This is a genomic window from Streptomyces sp. NPDC028289, from assembly GCF_055565975.1.
The window spans coordinates 895899-911914 of record NZ_JBVHTI010000001.1 but is presented as its reverse complement, the minus strand read 5'-3'; the positions used below and the strand labels follow the sequence as shown (position 1 = coordinate 911914).

General features: G+C 74.3%; 9 protein-coding genes. 4 read left to right on the top strand and 5 right to left on the bottom strand.

The genetic code is table 11. From position 1 onward, the window contains the following. Window positions 1-42 precede the first annotated feature (42 nt). Together ACZ4UV_RS04000 and ACZ4UV_RS03995 are read right to left on the bottom strand one after the other, a co-directional pair. A complete protein-coding gene (locus ACZ4UV_RS04000) occupies window positions 43-2835 on the bottom strand; it encodes a tetratricopeptide repeat protein (protein WP_467835724.1) in 2793 nt (930 codons plus the stop codon). Further along, entirely contained in the window at window positions 2822-3229 is a 408-nt protein-coding gene (locus ACZ4UV_RS03995) for a hypothetical protein (protein ID WP_467835723.1), read from the bottom strand. Before ACZ4UV_RS03995 ends, ACZ4UV_RS04000 begins: the two co-directional genes overlap by 14 nt. Window positions 3230-4054: 825 nt before the next feature. Between ACZ4UV_RS03995 and ACZ4UV_RS03990 the strand changes: the two genes are divergently transcribed. Together ACZ4UV_RS03990 and ACZ4UV_RS03985 are read left to right on the top strand one after the other, a co-directional pair. Beyond that, complete coding sequence (locus ACZ4UV_RS03990; RefSeq protein ID WP_467835722.1) at window positions 4055-5941, top strand: hypothetical protein; 1887 nt, start codon at window positions 4055-4057, stop codon at window positions 5939-5941. Between the two features lie 154 nt (window positions 5942-6095). Beyond that, window positions 6096-6896, top strand: a complete 801-nt coding sequence (locus tag ACZ4UV_RS03985; RefSeq protein WP_451019582.1) for a hypothetical protein — start codon at window positions 6096-6098, stop codon at window positions 6894-6896. 90 nt (window positions 6897-6986) lie between these two features. Here ACZ4UV_RS03985 and ACZ4UV_RS03980 read toward each other — a convergent pair whose 3' ends face one another. Then, window positions 6987-8612, bottom strand: a complete 1626-nt coding sequence (locus tag ACZ4UV_RS03980; RefSeq protein WP_451019583.1) for a S53 family peptidase — start codon at window positions 8610-8612, stop codon at window positions 6987-6989. A 127-nt stretch (window positions 8613-8739) separates the two neighbouring features. Further along, window positions 8740-11916 carry a helix-turn-helix transcriptional regulator gene (locus ACZ4UV_RS03975; protein WP_467835720.1) on the bottom strand — a complete coding sequence of 1059 codons (3177 nt, stop codon included), beginning with the start codon at window positions 11914-11916 and terminating at the stop codon, window positions 8740-8742. Between the two features lie 195 nt (window positions 11917-12111). On the opposite strand from ACZ4UV_RS03975, the gene ACZ4UV_RS03970 reads away from it, so the two are divergent. Both ACZ4UV_RS03970 and ACZ4UV_RS03965 read left to right on the top strand, forming a co-directional pair. After that, window positions 12112-13431 (top strand): alpha/beta hydrolase, encoded by a 1320-nt coding sequence (locus ACZ4UV_RS03970; RefSeq protein ID WP_451019585.1) that lies wholly within the window; start codon window positions 12112-12114, stop codon window positions 13429-13431. 92 nt (window positions 13432-13523) lie between these two features. Continuing rightward, window positions 13524-14135 carry a DJ-1/PfpI family protein gene (locus ACZ4UV_RS03965; protein WP_390045478.1) on the top strand — a complete coding sequence of 204 codons (612 nt, stop codon included), beginning with the start codon at window positions 13524-13526 and terminating at the stop codon, window positions 14133-14135. Window positions 14136-14156: 21 nt separating this feature from the next. Here ACZ4UV_RS03965 and ACZ4UV_RS03960 read toward each other — a convergent pair whose 3' ends face one another. After that, window positions 14157-15905, bottom strand: coding sequence for a dolichyl-phosphate-mannose--protein mannosyltransferase (locus tag ACZ4UV_RS03960; protein ID WP_467835718.1), 1749 nt, complete (start codon window positions 15903-15905; stop codon window positions 14157-14159). Window positions 15906-16016: the final 111 nt, after the last annotated feature.

The following is a 16016-nucleotide window of genomic DNA, read 5'->3' as shown; positions in this document are numbered from 1 at the left end:
CGGGCGGAGACGACCCGGGCCGGGGGATGAGTGGGGCGCGGCTCAGGCGGTCGGACGGCGGTACCGGTTCCGCAGGGCGGTGCGGACCGGGCCCGGGCGGAGGGTGGTCTTCGCCAGGTGGAAGAGAGCGTCGTTGAGCTGCTCCGCTTCCTGGTCGTCCCGACGCACGATCCCGATCACGCTCGTCAACGACCAGAACATGTCGGTGACGCGCCACGCCTGCCGTTGCGCGGTGGCGACCGCCAACAGGATCACGCTCGCCCGGCCGCGCGTGTCGTTCTCCGGCAGACCGGACAGCACCCAGTGGTACGCGGCCATGGTCCGCTCGGCCCGTGGCGCGTCCCGGGCGGGCAGGCCCAGGTCGCCCAGTGCCCTCCGCTCGCACCAGGTGTCCTCCAGTTCGCGGTAGCGGCCGATCGCCGCGGCGGAGGCTTCCAGGGCTCGCGCCCGCCGGCGCCCGCTGCGCAGCGTCGTCGCGAGGCGTTCCAGTGCCTCGGCCTCCTTGTGCAGGTCACCACAGGCCTGGAACAGCGCGATCTCCCGTTCGTGCACCTCGGCGGCCTCGGTGAACCGGCCGGCCGCGCACAGGGCGCTGCCGAGGTCGCGGAGCACGCCGGTCAACTGGGTCTCCTCGTCGCGCTCCTCGTGGATGGCCGCCGCCCTGCGGTGGGCCGTGACGGCCTCGTCGTACCGGCCGAGCCGCTGGAGCCTGTCGGCCAGGGCTCTCAGGGCCAGGGCCTCCAGCGGGCGGTCGCAGACCTTGTGGCAGATGGCGACGACCTTCTCGTAGTTGTCCACCGCCTCCTCCGGGTCCATGTCGCTCACCCTCCACAGGTGCTGCATGGCGATGGCCTGGTGGTGTTCGTCGCCGCGCTCCTGGTAGACCGCGAGGGCGCGGCGGTAGGAGGCGACGGCGTCGTCCGACCTCTTCAACGCGAGCAACGTGTCCCCGAGCCCCAGGAGGTTGAGGCCCTCGGCATGCCAGTCACCGGTCTCGGTGAAGTGCCGTACGGCCTCGGTGAGCAGGCCGGCGGCCTCCTCGTGCTCCTGGCGGTCGCGCAGGGTGTCGGCAAGGCCCACGAGCGCCCGGCCGATCAGGTCCCGGTCGCCGAGTTCCTCGCAGAGGGCCAGGCTCTCGGTATGGGCCTTGACGGCCTCCTCGAACCGCTCGGCGCGGCGGAGCGAGGTGCCGAGCACCCGCAGCGCCGTGATCTGGCGCTTCCGGTCGGCGCGGGCCCGTGCGATGTCCAGGCTCCTGGTGGCGGCCTCCACCGCCTCGGGCAGCCGTCCGCAGTCGCCGAGGGCCTGGCTGAGGTGCTCCAGGGCGGTTGCCTCACAGCAGGTGTGACCGATCGCGCGTGCGCTGTCGACGGCGTGCTGCGCGGCCGTCACCGCCTCGCCGGCGTACCTGCGCCGTTCCAGCAGGAACAGACGTATGTGCTCCTCCAGGTCCAGCACCGCATGCGGGTGTCCGGTGGCCGCGGCCCGGGTGACGAGGGCCACCAGGTTCGCCCGTTCCGCCTCCAGCCACTGCACGGCGTGCGCGCGGTCCGGGAAGTCACCCGGCAGGGGCCCGTCGTCGTGGGTGTGCCGATGCGCGTCGGCCGCGCGCGCGAGCTTCCCGCAGTGCGTCAGCAGCCGGATGAAGGCGGCGTCCCGCCACTTGGCGCTGTCCTTCTCGACCAGCGCGGCCGCGTAGACACGGAGCAGGTCGTGCATCCGCCAGCGTCCCGAGAGCACCGGCTGCTCCGCCAGCAGCCCGGCGCGGGCGAGCGCGGCCAGGGAGTCCCGGGTCCGGCCCCGGGACCGTCCCGCGAGTGCCGCCGCGGCGTCCGTGCCGATGTCCGGACCGGGGCTGAGGGCGAGTTGCCGGAACAGTTGGCGGTGGAGCGGTGGCAGCCGCTGGTACGAGAGGTGGAACGCCGCCTGGACCGCCGTCGTGTGCCCGCCGTCCTCGAAGCTCAGCACGTCGAGGCGGGTCCGGGCGTCGGCCAGGTCGGCGGCGAGGGCGGCGATGGACCGGCCCGCGTCGGTGGTGAGCAGGCAGGCGGCGATCCGCAGGGCGAGCGGATGGTGGCCGCAGTGTCCGGCGAGCTCGGCCAGCGCGTCGGCCTCCCGCCGCGGACGCGGATCGTCGGGCCGGGCGTGCCGCAGTGCCTCGGCGATCAGGTCGGCGGCGCCCTGCGGCGTCAGTTCGTCCAGGCCGATCAGCCGCGGCTGGAAGGCGGGGCTGGTGAGCAGGTGACGGGAGGTCACCAGCAGCCGGTGCGCGGAGCGGGCGGGGACGAGCCGCTCGATCTGTGCGGCGTCGGCCGCGTCGTCGGCGATGAGCAGGACCGCCCTGTCCTCGTCGGCGAGCCGGTTCAGCGCGGCCTGGCAGAGACCCGTCTGCTCGTCCGGTGTCCTCGCGTCCTCCACGCACAGCGCCCGTGCCAGCGCGCCGACCGCCTCGTCCGCGCCGACCGGCCCGGCCGGGTCGTAGCCCCGCAGGTGCAGGAAGACCGCGCCGCCCGGGAACCAGCCCCGGGCCACGGCCCGGTGGGCGACATGGAGGGCCAGGGCGGTCTTGCCGATGCCGGGGAGCCCGGACAGCAACGAGACGACGGCGTCGGGCCGGCCGCGGGACACGGGGGCGAGCAGCGCCAGTACGGCCTCGGCCTCCTTCTCCCGGCCGGCCAGCCGCGTCGGCTCCGCCGGGAGGTGCAGCACCGGTGACCGGTGCTCGGCGCCGGACGCGCAGACCTGGTTTCCGCTGCCGCTGATCTGGATGACATGGCCGTGCCCGGAGGCCGCGGCGGCCTGTGCCTGCGCGGCCCTGCGCCTACCGGTCACCACGCCCGGGACCTGCCGTGCCGTCGTCCCCGCCGACCTGGGTGACCCGGGACCTGCCCGCCGCCCTGACGCGCTGGGCCAGCCTTCCGGGGCGTTCCGCGGGGACGCCGGGCCCGGGGTGCCGGTGCCCCGCGACCTGCGTGACCCGGGCGTCGTCCGACACCGTGGCCTCCTGCCGCACGGCCCCGGCTTCCTCGGCCCCCGCCCCCGCCCACCACCCGGCCGCCGCCCCGACCAGCGCGGCCACCGTCGTCGCGAACGCCGTCGCCACCACCCACCGGTCGGCCTCCGCGCGGGGCAGAAACCCGAACGACGCGGCCCGCGCCGCCCACAGACAGCCCACGAACGACCCGGCCCCCGCGCACACCGCGACAACCCAACGTCCTGCGCGTTGCATACGTCCCCCCTTGCCTCGACGCGTGCTGCCAGAGGTACAGCGGGGAACGCCCCATCGGGGGCGGAACATGGAAAGCGAGGACAGAGACGTCTTCTTGGGGTATATCGCTCGGTGGGTGTGGGTGTGGGTGTGGGTGTGGGTGTGGGTGGTGTTGGCGGGGTGCGTGCAGGTGGCCTTGGCGGGTGCGGGTGCGGGTGCGGGTGCGGACGGTGGGTGGGTGGCGGTGAGAGGTGGGTGGTGGTGGGACGGTGGGTGGCGGTGAGAGGTGGGTGGTGGTGGGACGGTGGGTGGCGGTGAGAGGTGGGGGATGGTGGGTGGTGGTGGGACGGTGGGTGGCGGTGAGAGGTGGGGGATGGTGGGTGGTGGTGGGACGGTGGGTGGCGGTGGGAGGTGGGGGATGGTGGGTGGTGGTGGGACGGTGGGTGGCGGTGAGAGGTGGGGGATGGTGGGTGGTGGTGGGACGGTGGGTGGCGGGGAGAGGTGGGGGATGGTGGGTGGTGGCGGGATGGTGGTGGGGTCGGCGGCGGTGGTGGGTGATGGCTGCCGGGGTCGTCTGCGGCGGCGTCGTGCGTGCGCGCAGTTCCCCGCGCCCCTGTGGGGCACGGCACGGCAGCGCCCGGAAGGGGCGCGGGGAACTGCGCGACCAGCCCCCACGGACCCGCGGACGACCGCGGCGGCCACGGCGGTGCGAGATGGCGGTGAGGCCCGCGCGGACCCAACGGCCCTTGCCGCCGCAGCGGTTCGCAGGCGTGATCTCCCTCCCCCTCGGGTAGCAACGTCCTGCTTCGCAGCCGTGTGCGGGGACGTGTGGAGGGGGATCACAGGGTGTCGGACGACGGCCCGCCGGACGGCTGGGAGGCGCACGAGCGTCGGCTGTGGGAGGCGTACCGGCGGGGCGAGTGGTGCGAGGACGTGCCGGTGGTGCGGGCCGAGGCCCTGCGGTGGCTGCTGGTCGCCGCGCCGCGCCCCGTGCCCGGGCGGCTGGCCCGGCTCCGGCTCCGCGGTGCCCGGATCACCGGCACCCTGGATCTGGCAGAGGCGGCCGTCCGGGGCGCGATCCGTCTCGACTCCTGCCGCTTCGACGACGTGCCCTGCTTCGACGGCGGGCAGTTCGGTGTGCTGCAGCTGAAGGACTGCGCCCTGCCGGGGCTGAGCGCGGCCGGGGCGCGGGTGGGCCAGGAGTGCGAGTTCGTGGGCTGCGCCTTCGACGGCACCCTGAACCTCCGCTCCCTGACCGTCGGTACGCATCTGCTGCTCGACCGCTCGACGGTGCACGCGCCCGACGGCACCGCGGCCGTCGACGCGCAGTCGCTCGCCGTCGAGGAACACTTCTCGGCGACCGGCCTGGTGTGCACCGGCCCCGTCCGGCTCATGAGCTCCCGGGTGCAGGACACCCTCGGCTTCCGCGGTGCCCGGCTCCAGGGCGACCGGGCCTGCCTCCAGGCTCCCGAACTGACCGTGGGCGGCGGCCTCTACCTCGACCGGGGGTTCTCCAGCGACGGGGGGATCAACCTCTACGGCGCCTCGGTGGGCGGTTCGCTGCACCTGGAGGACGCCACCCTCACCGGCCCGGACGCGCAGGGCGCAGAACCCGCCCTGCAGCTGCTCTGCGCATCGGTCGGCGGCGACATACAGGCCGGCTCGGGGCTCGCCGTGCGGGGGAGCGTCGACATGCGCGACACCTCGGTGCGGGGCAGCGTCGTGCTGCGGCGGGCCCGGCTGCACCATCCGGCCGGCACCGCGCTCAGGGCCCACCGGCTGCACGTCGGCGGCGACCTCGACTGCCGGGACGGCTTCGTCTCGCAGGGCACCGTGGACCTCTGCGACGCCCGGGTCGGCGGCTCGGCCCTCTTCGAGGGCGCCGAGCTGACCGGCCGCGCCGGGGCCGCCGCCCTGCGGGCCAACGGCATAGAGGTGGGGGCGGAGTTCAACTGCTGCGACGGGCTGACCGCACACGGCCGGATCTCCCTCAGCAGCATCACCGTACGGGCCAGGCTCTGTTTCGAGAACGCCCTGCTGGACGTCCCGGCGGGGGAGCGGGCCCTGATCTGCCGGCGGTCCGCGGCCGCCGAGCTGACCCTGAAGCCCCGCGAGGCACCGCACGGCATCGTCGACCTCAGCCACACCCGGGTCGGCGTGCTCCGCGACGCCCCGGCCGGCTGGCCCCGCTCGCTGGTCCTGGAGGGCCTCGCCTACGACAGCACCAAGCCGGCACTGCCCGGGCGCCGTCGGCTGACCTGGCTCGACCGCGACCCGGCCGGCTTCGCACCGCAGCCCTACGAGCAACTGGCCGCCAACTACCGGCGCCACGGCCGGGACGCCGACGCCCGCCTCGTTCTGCTCGCCAAACAGCGCCGCAGGCGGGCCACCCTGGCCTGGCCCGCCCGGATCTGGAGCCTCCTGCAGGACCTCACCGTCGGCTACGGCTACCGGCCGCTGCGCGCGGTGCTGCTGCTCGCCGTCTTCTTCACCGTCGGCACCGTGCTGTTCGCGACCTGGCCGCCGCTGCCCTACGGCGACGGCACACCCCCGGACTTCCAGCCGGCCGTGTACACCCTCGACCTGCTGCTTCCGGTGGTCGACTTCGGGCAGGAGCGGTCGTACAGCTCCCACGGCGCCATGCAGTGGGTGGTGGTCGTCCTGGTCAGCGTGGGCTGGGTCCTCGCGTCCACGGTCGTGGCGGGGGCCAACCGCGTCCTGCGCAGATCCTGATCCCCGAAAGAGCGGTGGCACCCGGCCGCCCGCTGTGAACACAGTGGGAACAACGGGGCAACCATGGCGGTCCTTCACATGTCCAGCAGACGTGACACAGCATCAGGACTCGCCGTACGGAGGCGGCGAGCCGTCGATCCCGAAGGGGGATCCCATGCGCATCCGCCCGGCCGTCGCCGCCGTATCCCTTGCCACCGGCCTCTCCGCCCTGACCGCGTCGGTGCTCCCGGCAGCCGCCCAGGCGGCGGACCGGGCCGCGCCCAGTGACACGGTGTTCTCGCACGTCGTCGTCAACGGCGGCAAGGACATCGTCCTCGGCCTCACCACCAAGAAGACCGTCACCATCACCTGGACGGCCACGGACCCGGACGGCGTCGTCGCCTCCTGGGCCTACCTGTGGCACGGCCCGAACACCGACGACGAGGACGGCATGCTGCCGCAGTACCCGCCGACGGGCACGTGCACGGTGTCGGCCACCGACCCCACCACCTCCACCTGCGCGGTGAGCATCGCCGTGGACGCCGCGCGGGACCTCGACCACAACGGTCTCGCCGGTACCTGGAAGGTGCTCGCCGGGGCCCAGGACCGCACCGACGACTGGACGGAGATCGACGAGGCCGGCACGGCCCGGGTCAAGCGGCTGGCCAAGGTGACGGTGAACGCCTCGCCCGAGCCGGTGAAGAAGGGCAGAACCGTCACCGTCACCGGCAAACTGAGCCGGGCGAACTGGGAGAGCGGCAGCTACACCGGCTACCAGGGGCAGTCCGTCAAGCTGCAGTTCCGCAAGAAGGGCAGCAGCACCTACACCACCCTGAGGACCGTCACCAGCGGCAGCGCCGGAGCCCTGCGGACCACCACCAAGGCCAAGACCGACGGGTACTTCCGGTTCGTCTTCGCCGGTACCGCCACCACCGGTCCGGCCACGGCGGCCGGCGACTTCGTCGACGTCCGGTGAGAACGGCGTCAGGGGAGAACGGCTGCCCCCGCGTGGGCCGGGAAGTGGTCCCGGTCCACGCGGGGGCGGTTCGCCGTTCGGCGGGTGGCGTCAGCCGAGGAGCTTCGTCGCCAGCGTCGAGGCGTTGTACGAGCCCCAGCCGGTGGTGAAGTCCCAGCCGGTGGCCGCGGAGTAGGCGCCGTTGCTGCCGCTGGTGATGTCGTGGAACCCGGTGCCGCTCGCCGCGTAGAGGGCGGGGTTGGCGAAGCCGAGGTTGGCCTTGCCGGCCGCCGCGGCCTGCTGGTTGTAGAGGGCCGCGAACGCCGCCCACTCGGGGGCCGCGGCGCTGGTGCCGCCGACCGAGGACCAGGAGCCCTGCGAGTAGATGGAGACACCGGGGCTCGGGTTGGCGTGCGCCGAGACGTCCGGGACCTGGCGGTAGCCGCCGCCCGCGCTCTTCTGGACGGCCGTCTGCCAGCTCGGGATCTTGAAGACGGAGGACTTGCCGCCACCGCCGCCGGACCAGGCCACCTCCTTGCTGAAGGCGTTGGCGGAGGTGACGGTCAGCTTGGTGCCGCCGACGCCCGTGACGTACGGGTCGCTGGCCGGGTAGTCGACGGAGGTGCCGCCGTCGCCCGCGTCGTCGGAGCCGTCGTCACCGGAGGCCGCGTAGAAGCCGAGGCCCTCGGCGGCGCCCGCCTTGAAGACCGCGTCCACCGCGTTGATGTTGGAGGTGGTGCGGGCGGACTCGGCCGCGCCCCAGCTGATCGAGGTGGTCGGGATGCCGCTGTCGACGATGGCCTGGTACGTGTCTACCTCGCCGGCGTCCGAGTTGGGGCCCTCGAAGACCGTCACGTTCGCCTTCGGGGCGATCGCGTGCAGGACCTCGATGTCCAGCTCGACCTCGACCTGGCCGTCGCCGAGCGCACCGGAGCCGCCGTCGACCTTGGACACGGTCGGGGTGGGCGAGCCGAGGCTGTAGTTGGTGTCGTACTTGGTGATGTTGGACTGCTGGAAGCCGTCGAACTCCAGCAGCGCGATCTTCTGGCCGCTGCCGGTGTACGTGCCGGAGACGTTGTAGCCGCCCTTGAGCTGGGCCGGGGTGTAGCCGCCGCCGGGGCCGTTGTGCGGGGAGACGGTGTGCGGGGTCGCCTGGTGGTGCAGCTGGACGCGGTTGTTGAGGCCGGCCACGTCGCTGACGATGGCGGCGAGGGAGGACGGGAGCGTCGGCGCGCTGTCGTTGGCGTAGAAGGAGCGGCCCGTCGCGGCGTCCTTCCAGGTCGACAGCCGGGTGCCGAACGCCTTCTGCAGCTGGGCGGCGGTGCCGCTGGCGTCGACCAGCAGGTTGCCGGAGTGCACCTTGCCGACGGTGACGCCCTGCGCCCGCAGGTAGTCCTTGAGCTGCCTGACCTCGGCGTCGGTCCGGCCGAACCGGGCCGCGAACTGGCCCTTCGTCAGGTAGTGGCCGTAGGCGGCCGAGTGCGGGTCGCTGACCTTCGCGATGAAGGTGTCGAGGGCGCTGCCGCCTCGGGGCGTCAGGCTGATCGCCACCGATATGCGCTTGCCCGAGGCGACCTCGCCGGTGCGGGACGCGTCGTGCTTCAGGCCGGGCAGGACGTCCCCGGCGACGGCGGCACGGGCGGTGTGCGGGGCGTCGGCCGCGTAGGCGGCGGGGACGACCGCCGTGATCAGCGCCGGCGCGGCGACCAGACCGAGCAGTTTCAGGCGTGACTTCACCGAAGTTCCTCCGGAGGGTGGGGGGTGGGGAGTGTTCCGGAAGCGGAACGGGATCACCGTAGGAACTCCGGTCCCACCCCCGTAAGCGGGGGAACCCTTGCGTTCTGTGTTAACTGCCCATGTCACGTCAACGGCGTGTGTCGAGCGGACGGGGGAGCCGGGCCCGCGCGGTCTGATTTACCGTCACCGACTGTGCGGTGGGTGCGGGTTGGTCGTCGTCGCCGGTGTCCACCGCCGCGCCGGCGGCGATGACGGCGACCGCCATCGCGTGCGCCAGCGCGGTGCGGGAGCGGACACCGACCTTGCGGTAGACCCGGGACAGCGCGCCCTCGACCGTCTTGACACTGATGAACAGCTCTGCGGCGACCTCCCTGTTGGTCGCCCCGCCGCCGACCAGTTCGGCGATCCTCGCCTCCGTGGGCGTGAGGTCGGGCCCGGCCGCGCCCGCCTCGCCGCCGCGTTCCCCGGCCGCCAGCCGGGCCAGTTCGTCCCTCGCCCGGGCCGCGAGCGGGGCCGCGCCGATCCGGGTCGCCGTCTCCAGGGCCTCGGCGAGGGCTGCGCGGGCCGCGTTCCGGCGGCGGGCGCGGCGCTCGACCGCGCCGAGCGCGATCAGGGTGCGTACCAGTTCGACGGGGAGCGGCAGCGGGCGCAGCCGGTCGACGGCGGTACGCAGCCGTACCGCGCCCTCCCGGGCCCGGCCGATCCCCGCCTCGCGCAGCCCCTCCGCCCGGTCCAGCGCCGCCAGGACGCTGCCGGGCGCCCCGTCCGGCACCCGGGCGCGGGCGTCGTGGAGCACCGCCCCGGCCGCCTCCGTCTCGCCGAGCACGACCAGGGCCTCGGCCAGGTCGCCGTACCAGTGCAGCAGCGGCGGGTCGGCGGCGCACATGGCCTCGCCGAGTTCCTTGACGCGTTGCAGCGCCTCGACGGCGGCCGCCGCCCCGCGCGGATCGCCGCCGAGGAGTTCGGCCTGCCCGAGGACGGCGAGGGCGCGCAGCAGGAACAGCCGGTCGCCGTCGGCCTCCGAGGCGCGGACCGCCCGTGCGGCCAGCTGCCGGGCCTCTTCGGGGGTGCCGCCGGTGGTCGCGGCGAGGGCCGCCGCGTAGAGCGCCGGAGCCGCCTCGGCCAGGGCGCGCGAGCAGCGGGCCGCGGTGCGCAGCGCCTCCCGGCAGTGCCCGGCGCGCACCTGGATCCGGGTCAGCGCCACCAGGGTCGCGACGGTCTCCTCGGCTCCCGCCGGTTCGCCGGTCGCGGCGAGTAGCGCGACGACCTGGTCGCGGGCCTCGGTCACCCGGTCGGAGTCCAGGGCGAGGATCGCCCGCATCCGGATCAGCCGCCTGCTCTCCGGGCCGCCGAAGCGCTCCGCTGGGAGCGCCGCGACGTGCTGTGTGTCGACTGCGGCGCCGTCGTGGTCGGCTGCGCGCACGCGGCGGCAGCCGCATATCGGATAGGGCCCCGCGCCCCTGGAGGGTGCTGCTGGGTCCGGGTGGACTTCGACTGCGGCGCCGTCGTGGCTGGTCGCGCCCACGCGGTGGCAGCCGCATATCGGATAGGGCCCCGCGCCCCTTTGGGGCGCTGCCGGGCCCGGGTGGACTTCGGGTGCGGCGTCGTTGGGGCTGGTCGCGCCCACGCGGTGGCAGCCGCATATCGGATACGGCCCCGCGCCCCTTCGGGGTGCTGCCAGCAGGGACAGGGCCTCTGTCAGGGCGGCGTCGGCGCTGGCCGGGTCGCCGGCCAGGGACTGCACCCGGGCCAGGGTGGCGAGCGCGTCGATTCTGGTCCCGGTGTCGCCCGCCGCGGCCGCCCGCCGGGCGTGCGCGGCCGCCTCGGTCAACTCCCCGCACAGCAGGCCCCGGACGGCGGCCCAGTGGTGCAGCCGGGCCTCGGAGCGCGGATCGCCGGCCGCGTCGCGCAGGCCGTCCGCGATCAGGTCCTCGGCGCCCTCCAGCGCCTGCCCGGCGCCGCGCAGCAGCACCAGCCGGGCCTGCACCCGCTGTGCCGCCGAGCCGGACCGGGCGAGTACGGCCCCGGCGGCCTCGGCCGCCTCCTCGGTGCGCCCGGCGTCGCAGGCGTACTCGGCTGCGGCCAGCAGCCGTTCGGCACGTTCCGCCGGGTGGGCGGCCGGGGTGCGGCGGGCGGCGAGGGCGGCCAGTTCGAAGGCGGTGCCGGGGGCGCCGTCGTGGCGCGCGGAGCCGGCCGCCGCCATCAGGGTGCGGGCCGTGTCCTCGTCCTCGTACGGGTGGGCGAGCGCGAGATGGCGGGCCCGCTCCACCGGCTCGGGCACCGCGCGGAGCAGCAGCGCGTGCGCCTGCCGCCGCCCGTGCTCGGAGGCGTCGGCGTGCACGGCCGCCCGCAGCACGGGGTGGTGGAAACGTACGACCCCGTCGGCGTCGGCCGTCGCGATGCCGAGCCGTTCCGCCTCCGCGAGGTCCGCGGCCGGATCCGGGAGCCCGGCGGCGCGCAGCAGGGTGAGGCTGGGGCGGGCGGCGGCGCTCGCGACGAGGAGGGTGCGCCGCACCGGCTCCGGCAGTGCACGGGCCCGCTCCAGCAGGCGGGTGCGCAGCCCCGGGGGCACCGGCGGCAGCGTGCCGAACCCGGCGGACGGCGGGGCGGTCCGGGCGGCGCGTCCCAACTCCCGTGCGTAGTAAGGGTTTCCGGCGGCGGTCCGCTGGATCGCCCGGAGCAGCGCCGGGGGCAGGTCGGCGCCGAGGTCGGTGCGGACCAGGTGGGCGGTCTCGCCGTCCGTCAGGGGCGGCACCGGGAGTTCGACGGTGCCCGGCGGGCAGCAGTGCAGCCGCTCGGGCCGGCCGCCGTCCGGCACCCGCTCGGCGGCGAGCATCCGGACTCCGGGGTCGTCGAGCCGGCGTACGGCGAAGGCGAGGACCTCGGCGGTCGGCCCGTCGAGCCACTGCAGGCCGTCGACGACCAGCAGGACGGGACCCGCGGCGGCCAGGGCGCGCAGTGCGTCGAGGACGGCGACGCGCACGGCGAGCAGGCCGCGGTCGTCCGCCGGTCCGCCGCCGCGCAGCAGGGCCGCCCGTAGCGCCGCCCGGGGCTCCGGCGGCAGGTTCTCCAGGTGGCTGTCCGGGACCCGCGCGAACAGGTCGACGAGCCCGGCGAAGGGCAGCCGGGCGTCCGCCTCGGCGGGCGAGCAGTGCAGGACGGTCCCGGCGGCCGGGTCCGCCGCGAGGGCCGCCACGAGCGCGGACTTGCCGATGCCGGCGGGACCGTGGAGGAGCAGTCCGGGGCGGGCCGCCGCCTGGCCCCGGGCGGCGTCGAGCAGCGCTCGGCGCCCGGTCAGTTGCATGTGTTCATGACAACCTTCGGTGATCGGTGTGTCAATGACGTCCGTCACTCCGCGGCGGCGGCCCCGTTGCCCGACATGGCGTAACAGGTCATGTCTTCTTCCTGAATCCCTCGTTACGGAACGCGGAAGGCTCTTCCGCCCTCCTCCTGTGCGGAAGCAACGGAGCACGGGCAGGGAAAACAGGGACTGAGTGACATGGGTTTGACCAGTCGAACGACCGTATACGCGCTGGCGGCGCTGTCCGCCCTGTGTGTGGCGCTGCTGGTCTGGCTGTGGCCGCGGCTCGCCAGGCCGGGGCTGTGGCAGGTGCTGGGGCGGCTCGGGGCCGTCGCGGTGACACAGGTGACGATCGTCGCGGCGTTCGCCTGCGCGGTGAACTCGTCGTACCAGTTCTTCGGCTCCTGGAACGAGCTGTTCGGGAACGTCGACACCGCTCCGGTCGGCGTGACCCAGGCGGCCGGCGGGAACGGCGGCGGCTCGGTGAACGGCATAAGCAGCGTCCACGGGGCGTCGCTCGTGCAGCCCGCCGGGGACCAGCAGCTGAGCAGGGTCAGCGGATTGCCCGACGGGCCGGCGGCGACCGTCGGCCGGGTGGAGTCCGTGAAGATCATCGGCCGGCGCACCGGCGTGGTCGACCCGGCCTTCGTCTACCTCCCGCCGCAGTACTTCCAGAAGGCGTACCACCGCATGCGGTTCCCGGTGATCGTCGCGCTCAGCGGCTACCCGGGCAGCATCTACAACCTCGCCCAGCACCTGCGGGTCTCCCAGACCGCGGGCGAACTCCAGCGCAAGGGCCAGATGCAGCCGACGATCATCGTGATGATCCGGCCCACCATCGCCCCGCCGCGCGACACCGAGTGCGTGGACGTCCCCGGCGGACCGCAGACCGAGACGTTCCTGGCCAAGGACCTCCCGGACGCCGTCAAGTCCGTCTACCGGGCCGGCCACGACGCCAGCTCCTGGGGCGTCATGGGGTACTCGTCCGGCGGCAGTTGCGCCCTTCAGCTCACGATGCGCGACCCCGGCGTCTACACCACGGCCGCCGCCCTGTCGCCCGACTACCGGGTCAAGGACGACCCCACCACGGGCAACCTCTTCGGCAGCGGTCCCGGCCGCCAGGCCCGGATCGACGGCCACGACCTGATGTGGCGCCTGAAGCACCTGCCCGCGCCCCAGGTGTCGGTCCTGGTCGCCAACAGCAAGCACGGTGAGAAGGGCTACGCGCAGACCGAGGCCTTCATCAAGGCCGTCAAGGCGCCCATGCGGGTCGTCTCCATCCTCCCCGAGAACGGCAGCCACAACTTCCCCACCTGGGTACGGGAGATGCCCGCCGCCCTGAAGTGGATGAACGGGCAGCTGACCTTCCCCCAGGACGTCGTGCCCCGGCACCACGCCGGGAAGCCGGTGACCGAGGCGGCGGGCACACCCACCCCCGGCCCCACTCCCGCCCACGGCCACCGCTCGCTGCGCGCGGAGGGCCCGGAGCCCAGCCCCACGGCCACGGCCCACCGCTGACCGGCCGGGTCACGGCACCGCGGCGGCCGTGGCGGAGCCCGTAGAGTGGGCAGCCGGTGCCGGACCGGTGGAGCAGGGAGTGGGGAGTGGCGATGCAGGTAGCCGTGGTCACCTTCGACGGGTTCAACGAGCTGGACTCCTTCATCGCCGCCGCGCTCGTCAACCGGTGCCGCAAGAACGGGCTGGAGGCGTTCATCACGACGCCCACCCCCGTCGTCACGTCCATGAACGGCGTCGAGGTGACCGGGCAGCGGCCGCTAGAGTTCGTGGCCGAGGCCGACGTCGTGCTGGTCGGCAGCGGGGTGCGGACCCGGGACGTCGTCGCCGACGACCGGCTGGTCTCCCGGCTGCCGCTCGACCCCGGGCGCCAGCTGATCGGCGCACAGTGCTCCGGCGCCCTGGTGCTGGCCCGGCTCGGTCTGCTGGACGGCAGGCCCGCGTGCACGGACACGGTCAGCCGGCCCTTCGTCGAGGCCCGCGGGGTCACCGTGCTGGACGCGCCGTTCCACAGCGAGGGGAACATCGCCACGGCCGGCGGCTGCATGGCCTCGCAGTACCTCGGCGCCTGGGTGATCTCCCGGACCCTCGGCGACGAGGCCGTGCGCGAGGTCATCGGCTACACGGCACCCGTCGGCGAGAAGCAGGAGACCGTCGACCGCGTCCTGCGCGCCGTCCGCACGGGCGAGGCCGCCGCACTGCGCTGAGCGCCGCAGCCGGCCCGGGCCTCAGATCCAGGTGTCGAGCCACATCCTGGACTGCCAGCCGCTGTAGGGAATCGTCTGCCCGGTGTAGATCGGGTAGAAGTAGACGAAGTTCCAGGCGATGAGGAGCACCAGCACCCCGGCCGCCACCGCGCCCCGCAGCCGCCGCCGCTCCGTCGCACCCGGCGGCCCGAGCAGGGCCCCGATCATCATCGCCACGGCCAGGCACAGGTACGGCACGAAGACCACGGCGTAGAAGGAGAACACCGTACGGTCCTGGTACAGGAACCAGGGGAGGTAACCGGCCGCCACCGCGCAGAGGATCGCACCGGCCCGCCAGTCGCGGCGCAGGGCCCACCGGTAGAGCAGGTAGGCGAGGGCGAAGCAGGCCGACCACCACAGCATCGGGGTGCCGAGGGCGAGGACCGTGCGGGTGCAGGCGGTCGCGGTGGAGCAGCCGTCCTGGCCGGGCTGCGGGGAGTCGTAGGCGAACAGCACGGGACGGCCGAGGACCAGCCAGCTCCACGGGTTGGACTGGTACTTGTGCGGCGTGTGCAGGCCCACGTTGAACTGGTACACCAGGTACTCGTAGTGCCAGAAGCTGCGCAGCGGGGCCGGTATCCACGACCAGGTGCCGCCGCGGCCGTCCGCCCAGTGCCGGCCCCAGCCGTCGTCGGACAGGAACCAGCCGGTCCAGGAGAGCAGGTACGTCAGGAGCGCGGTCGGGACGAGGGAGAGGACCGACCGGCCGAGGTCCCGGCGCAGGACCGCCCGGTACGGGTGGCGGGCCCCGGCGACGCGGCGGGCGCCGACGTCCCACAGCAGCGTCAGGACCACGAAGAACACCAGGACGTACAGGCCGTTCCACTTCGTCGAGGACGCGAGGCCGAGCAGCACGCCGGCCGCGAGGCGCCAGGGCCGCCGGCCCGTCCCGGCCCGGTCGCCGGTGTCCGCGTCCGGGCGCACCCGGCCCGCCGCGTCGGCCGGCAGCGCTGCCGCCAGCCGGGCCCGGAACCGGTCCCGGTCGATCAGCAGGCAGCCGAACGCCGCCAGCACGAAGAACATGACGACGAGGTCGAGCAGCGCGGTGCGGCTCATCACCAGGTGCAGGCCGTCGATCGCCATCAGCACCCCGGCCAGGCAGCCCAGGAACGTCGAACGGAACAGGCGGCGGCCGATCCGGCACAGCATGAACACCGACAGGGTGCCCAGGGCCGCCGTCATGAAGCGCCAGCCGACCGGGTCGAGGCCGAACAGCCACTCGCCGATGGCGATCACCCACTTGCCGGTCGGCGGGTGCGCGACGAAGGAGCCGGTGTCCGAGAGCGAGATCACCTGGGGGTGCGCCAGGATCTGCGGGTCGGCGATCTTGCGGTCCGGCCAGGTGCCCTCGTAACCGAGGTGCAGCAGTGCCCAGGCGTCCTTGGCGTAGTACGTCTCGTCGAAGATGAGGTCCCGCGGCCGGCCGAGGTGCCAGAAACGCAGGACGCCGGCCAGGACGGCGACGAGCAGTGGCCCCAGCCACTCCGTCGCCCTCGCGAGCCGCCGCGCCCGGGTTGGGCCGAGGCCCAGGAACTGCCAGAGCCGGGCGGTGGGCTCGGGGAAGGGCGGGACCAGGCGTTCCCGGACACCGGCGGGCGGGCCCGTGCGGGTGCCGGTGCGCGGAGGCCCGGCGTAACCGAACCGGCGCAGCCGGGCCGGCCACGCCGGGGACTCCGGCGCCGGACGTATGCCGTCGAGGTCGTGGGAACGCGTCGCGCTGCTGTTCGTCACCGGACGACCTTAGGCCGTGGCCGCATCCGGCCGCGAAGCGGTGGCCGGGCAGCGAGTTCCGTGCCTGTGATTGACCGTACCGGGGTGGCCACGTGTAAGGCCTGGGCCATA

Bases quoted from the DNA above. Each gene is read 5' to 3' on its own strand.
- ACZ4UV_RS03975 (WP_467835720.1), bottom strand. From the start codon at position 11,916: ATGCAACTGACCGGGCGCCGAGCGCTGCTCGACGCCGCCCGGGGCCAG.
- ACZ4UV_RS03965 (WP_390045478.1), top strand. From the start codon at position 13,524: ATGCAGGTAGCCGTGGTCACCTTCGACGGGTTCAACGAGCTGGACTCC.
- ACZ4UV_RS03970 (WP_451019585.1), top strand. From the start codon at position 12,112: ATGGGTTTGACCAGTCGAACGACCGTATACGCGCTGGCGGCGCTGTCC.
- ACZ4UV_RS03995 (WP_467835723.1), bottom strand. From the start codon at position 3,229: ATGCAACGCGCAGGACGTTGGGTTGTCGCGGTGTGCGCGGGGGCCGGG.
- ACZ4UV_RS03985 (WP_451019582.1), top strand. From the start codon at position 6,096: ATGCGCATCCGCCCGGCCGTCGCCGCCGTATCCCTTGCCACCGGCCTC.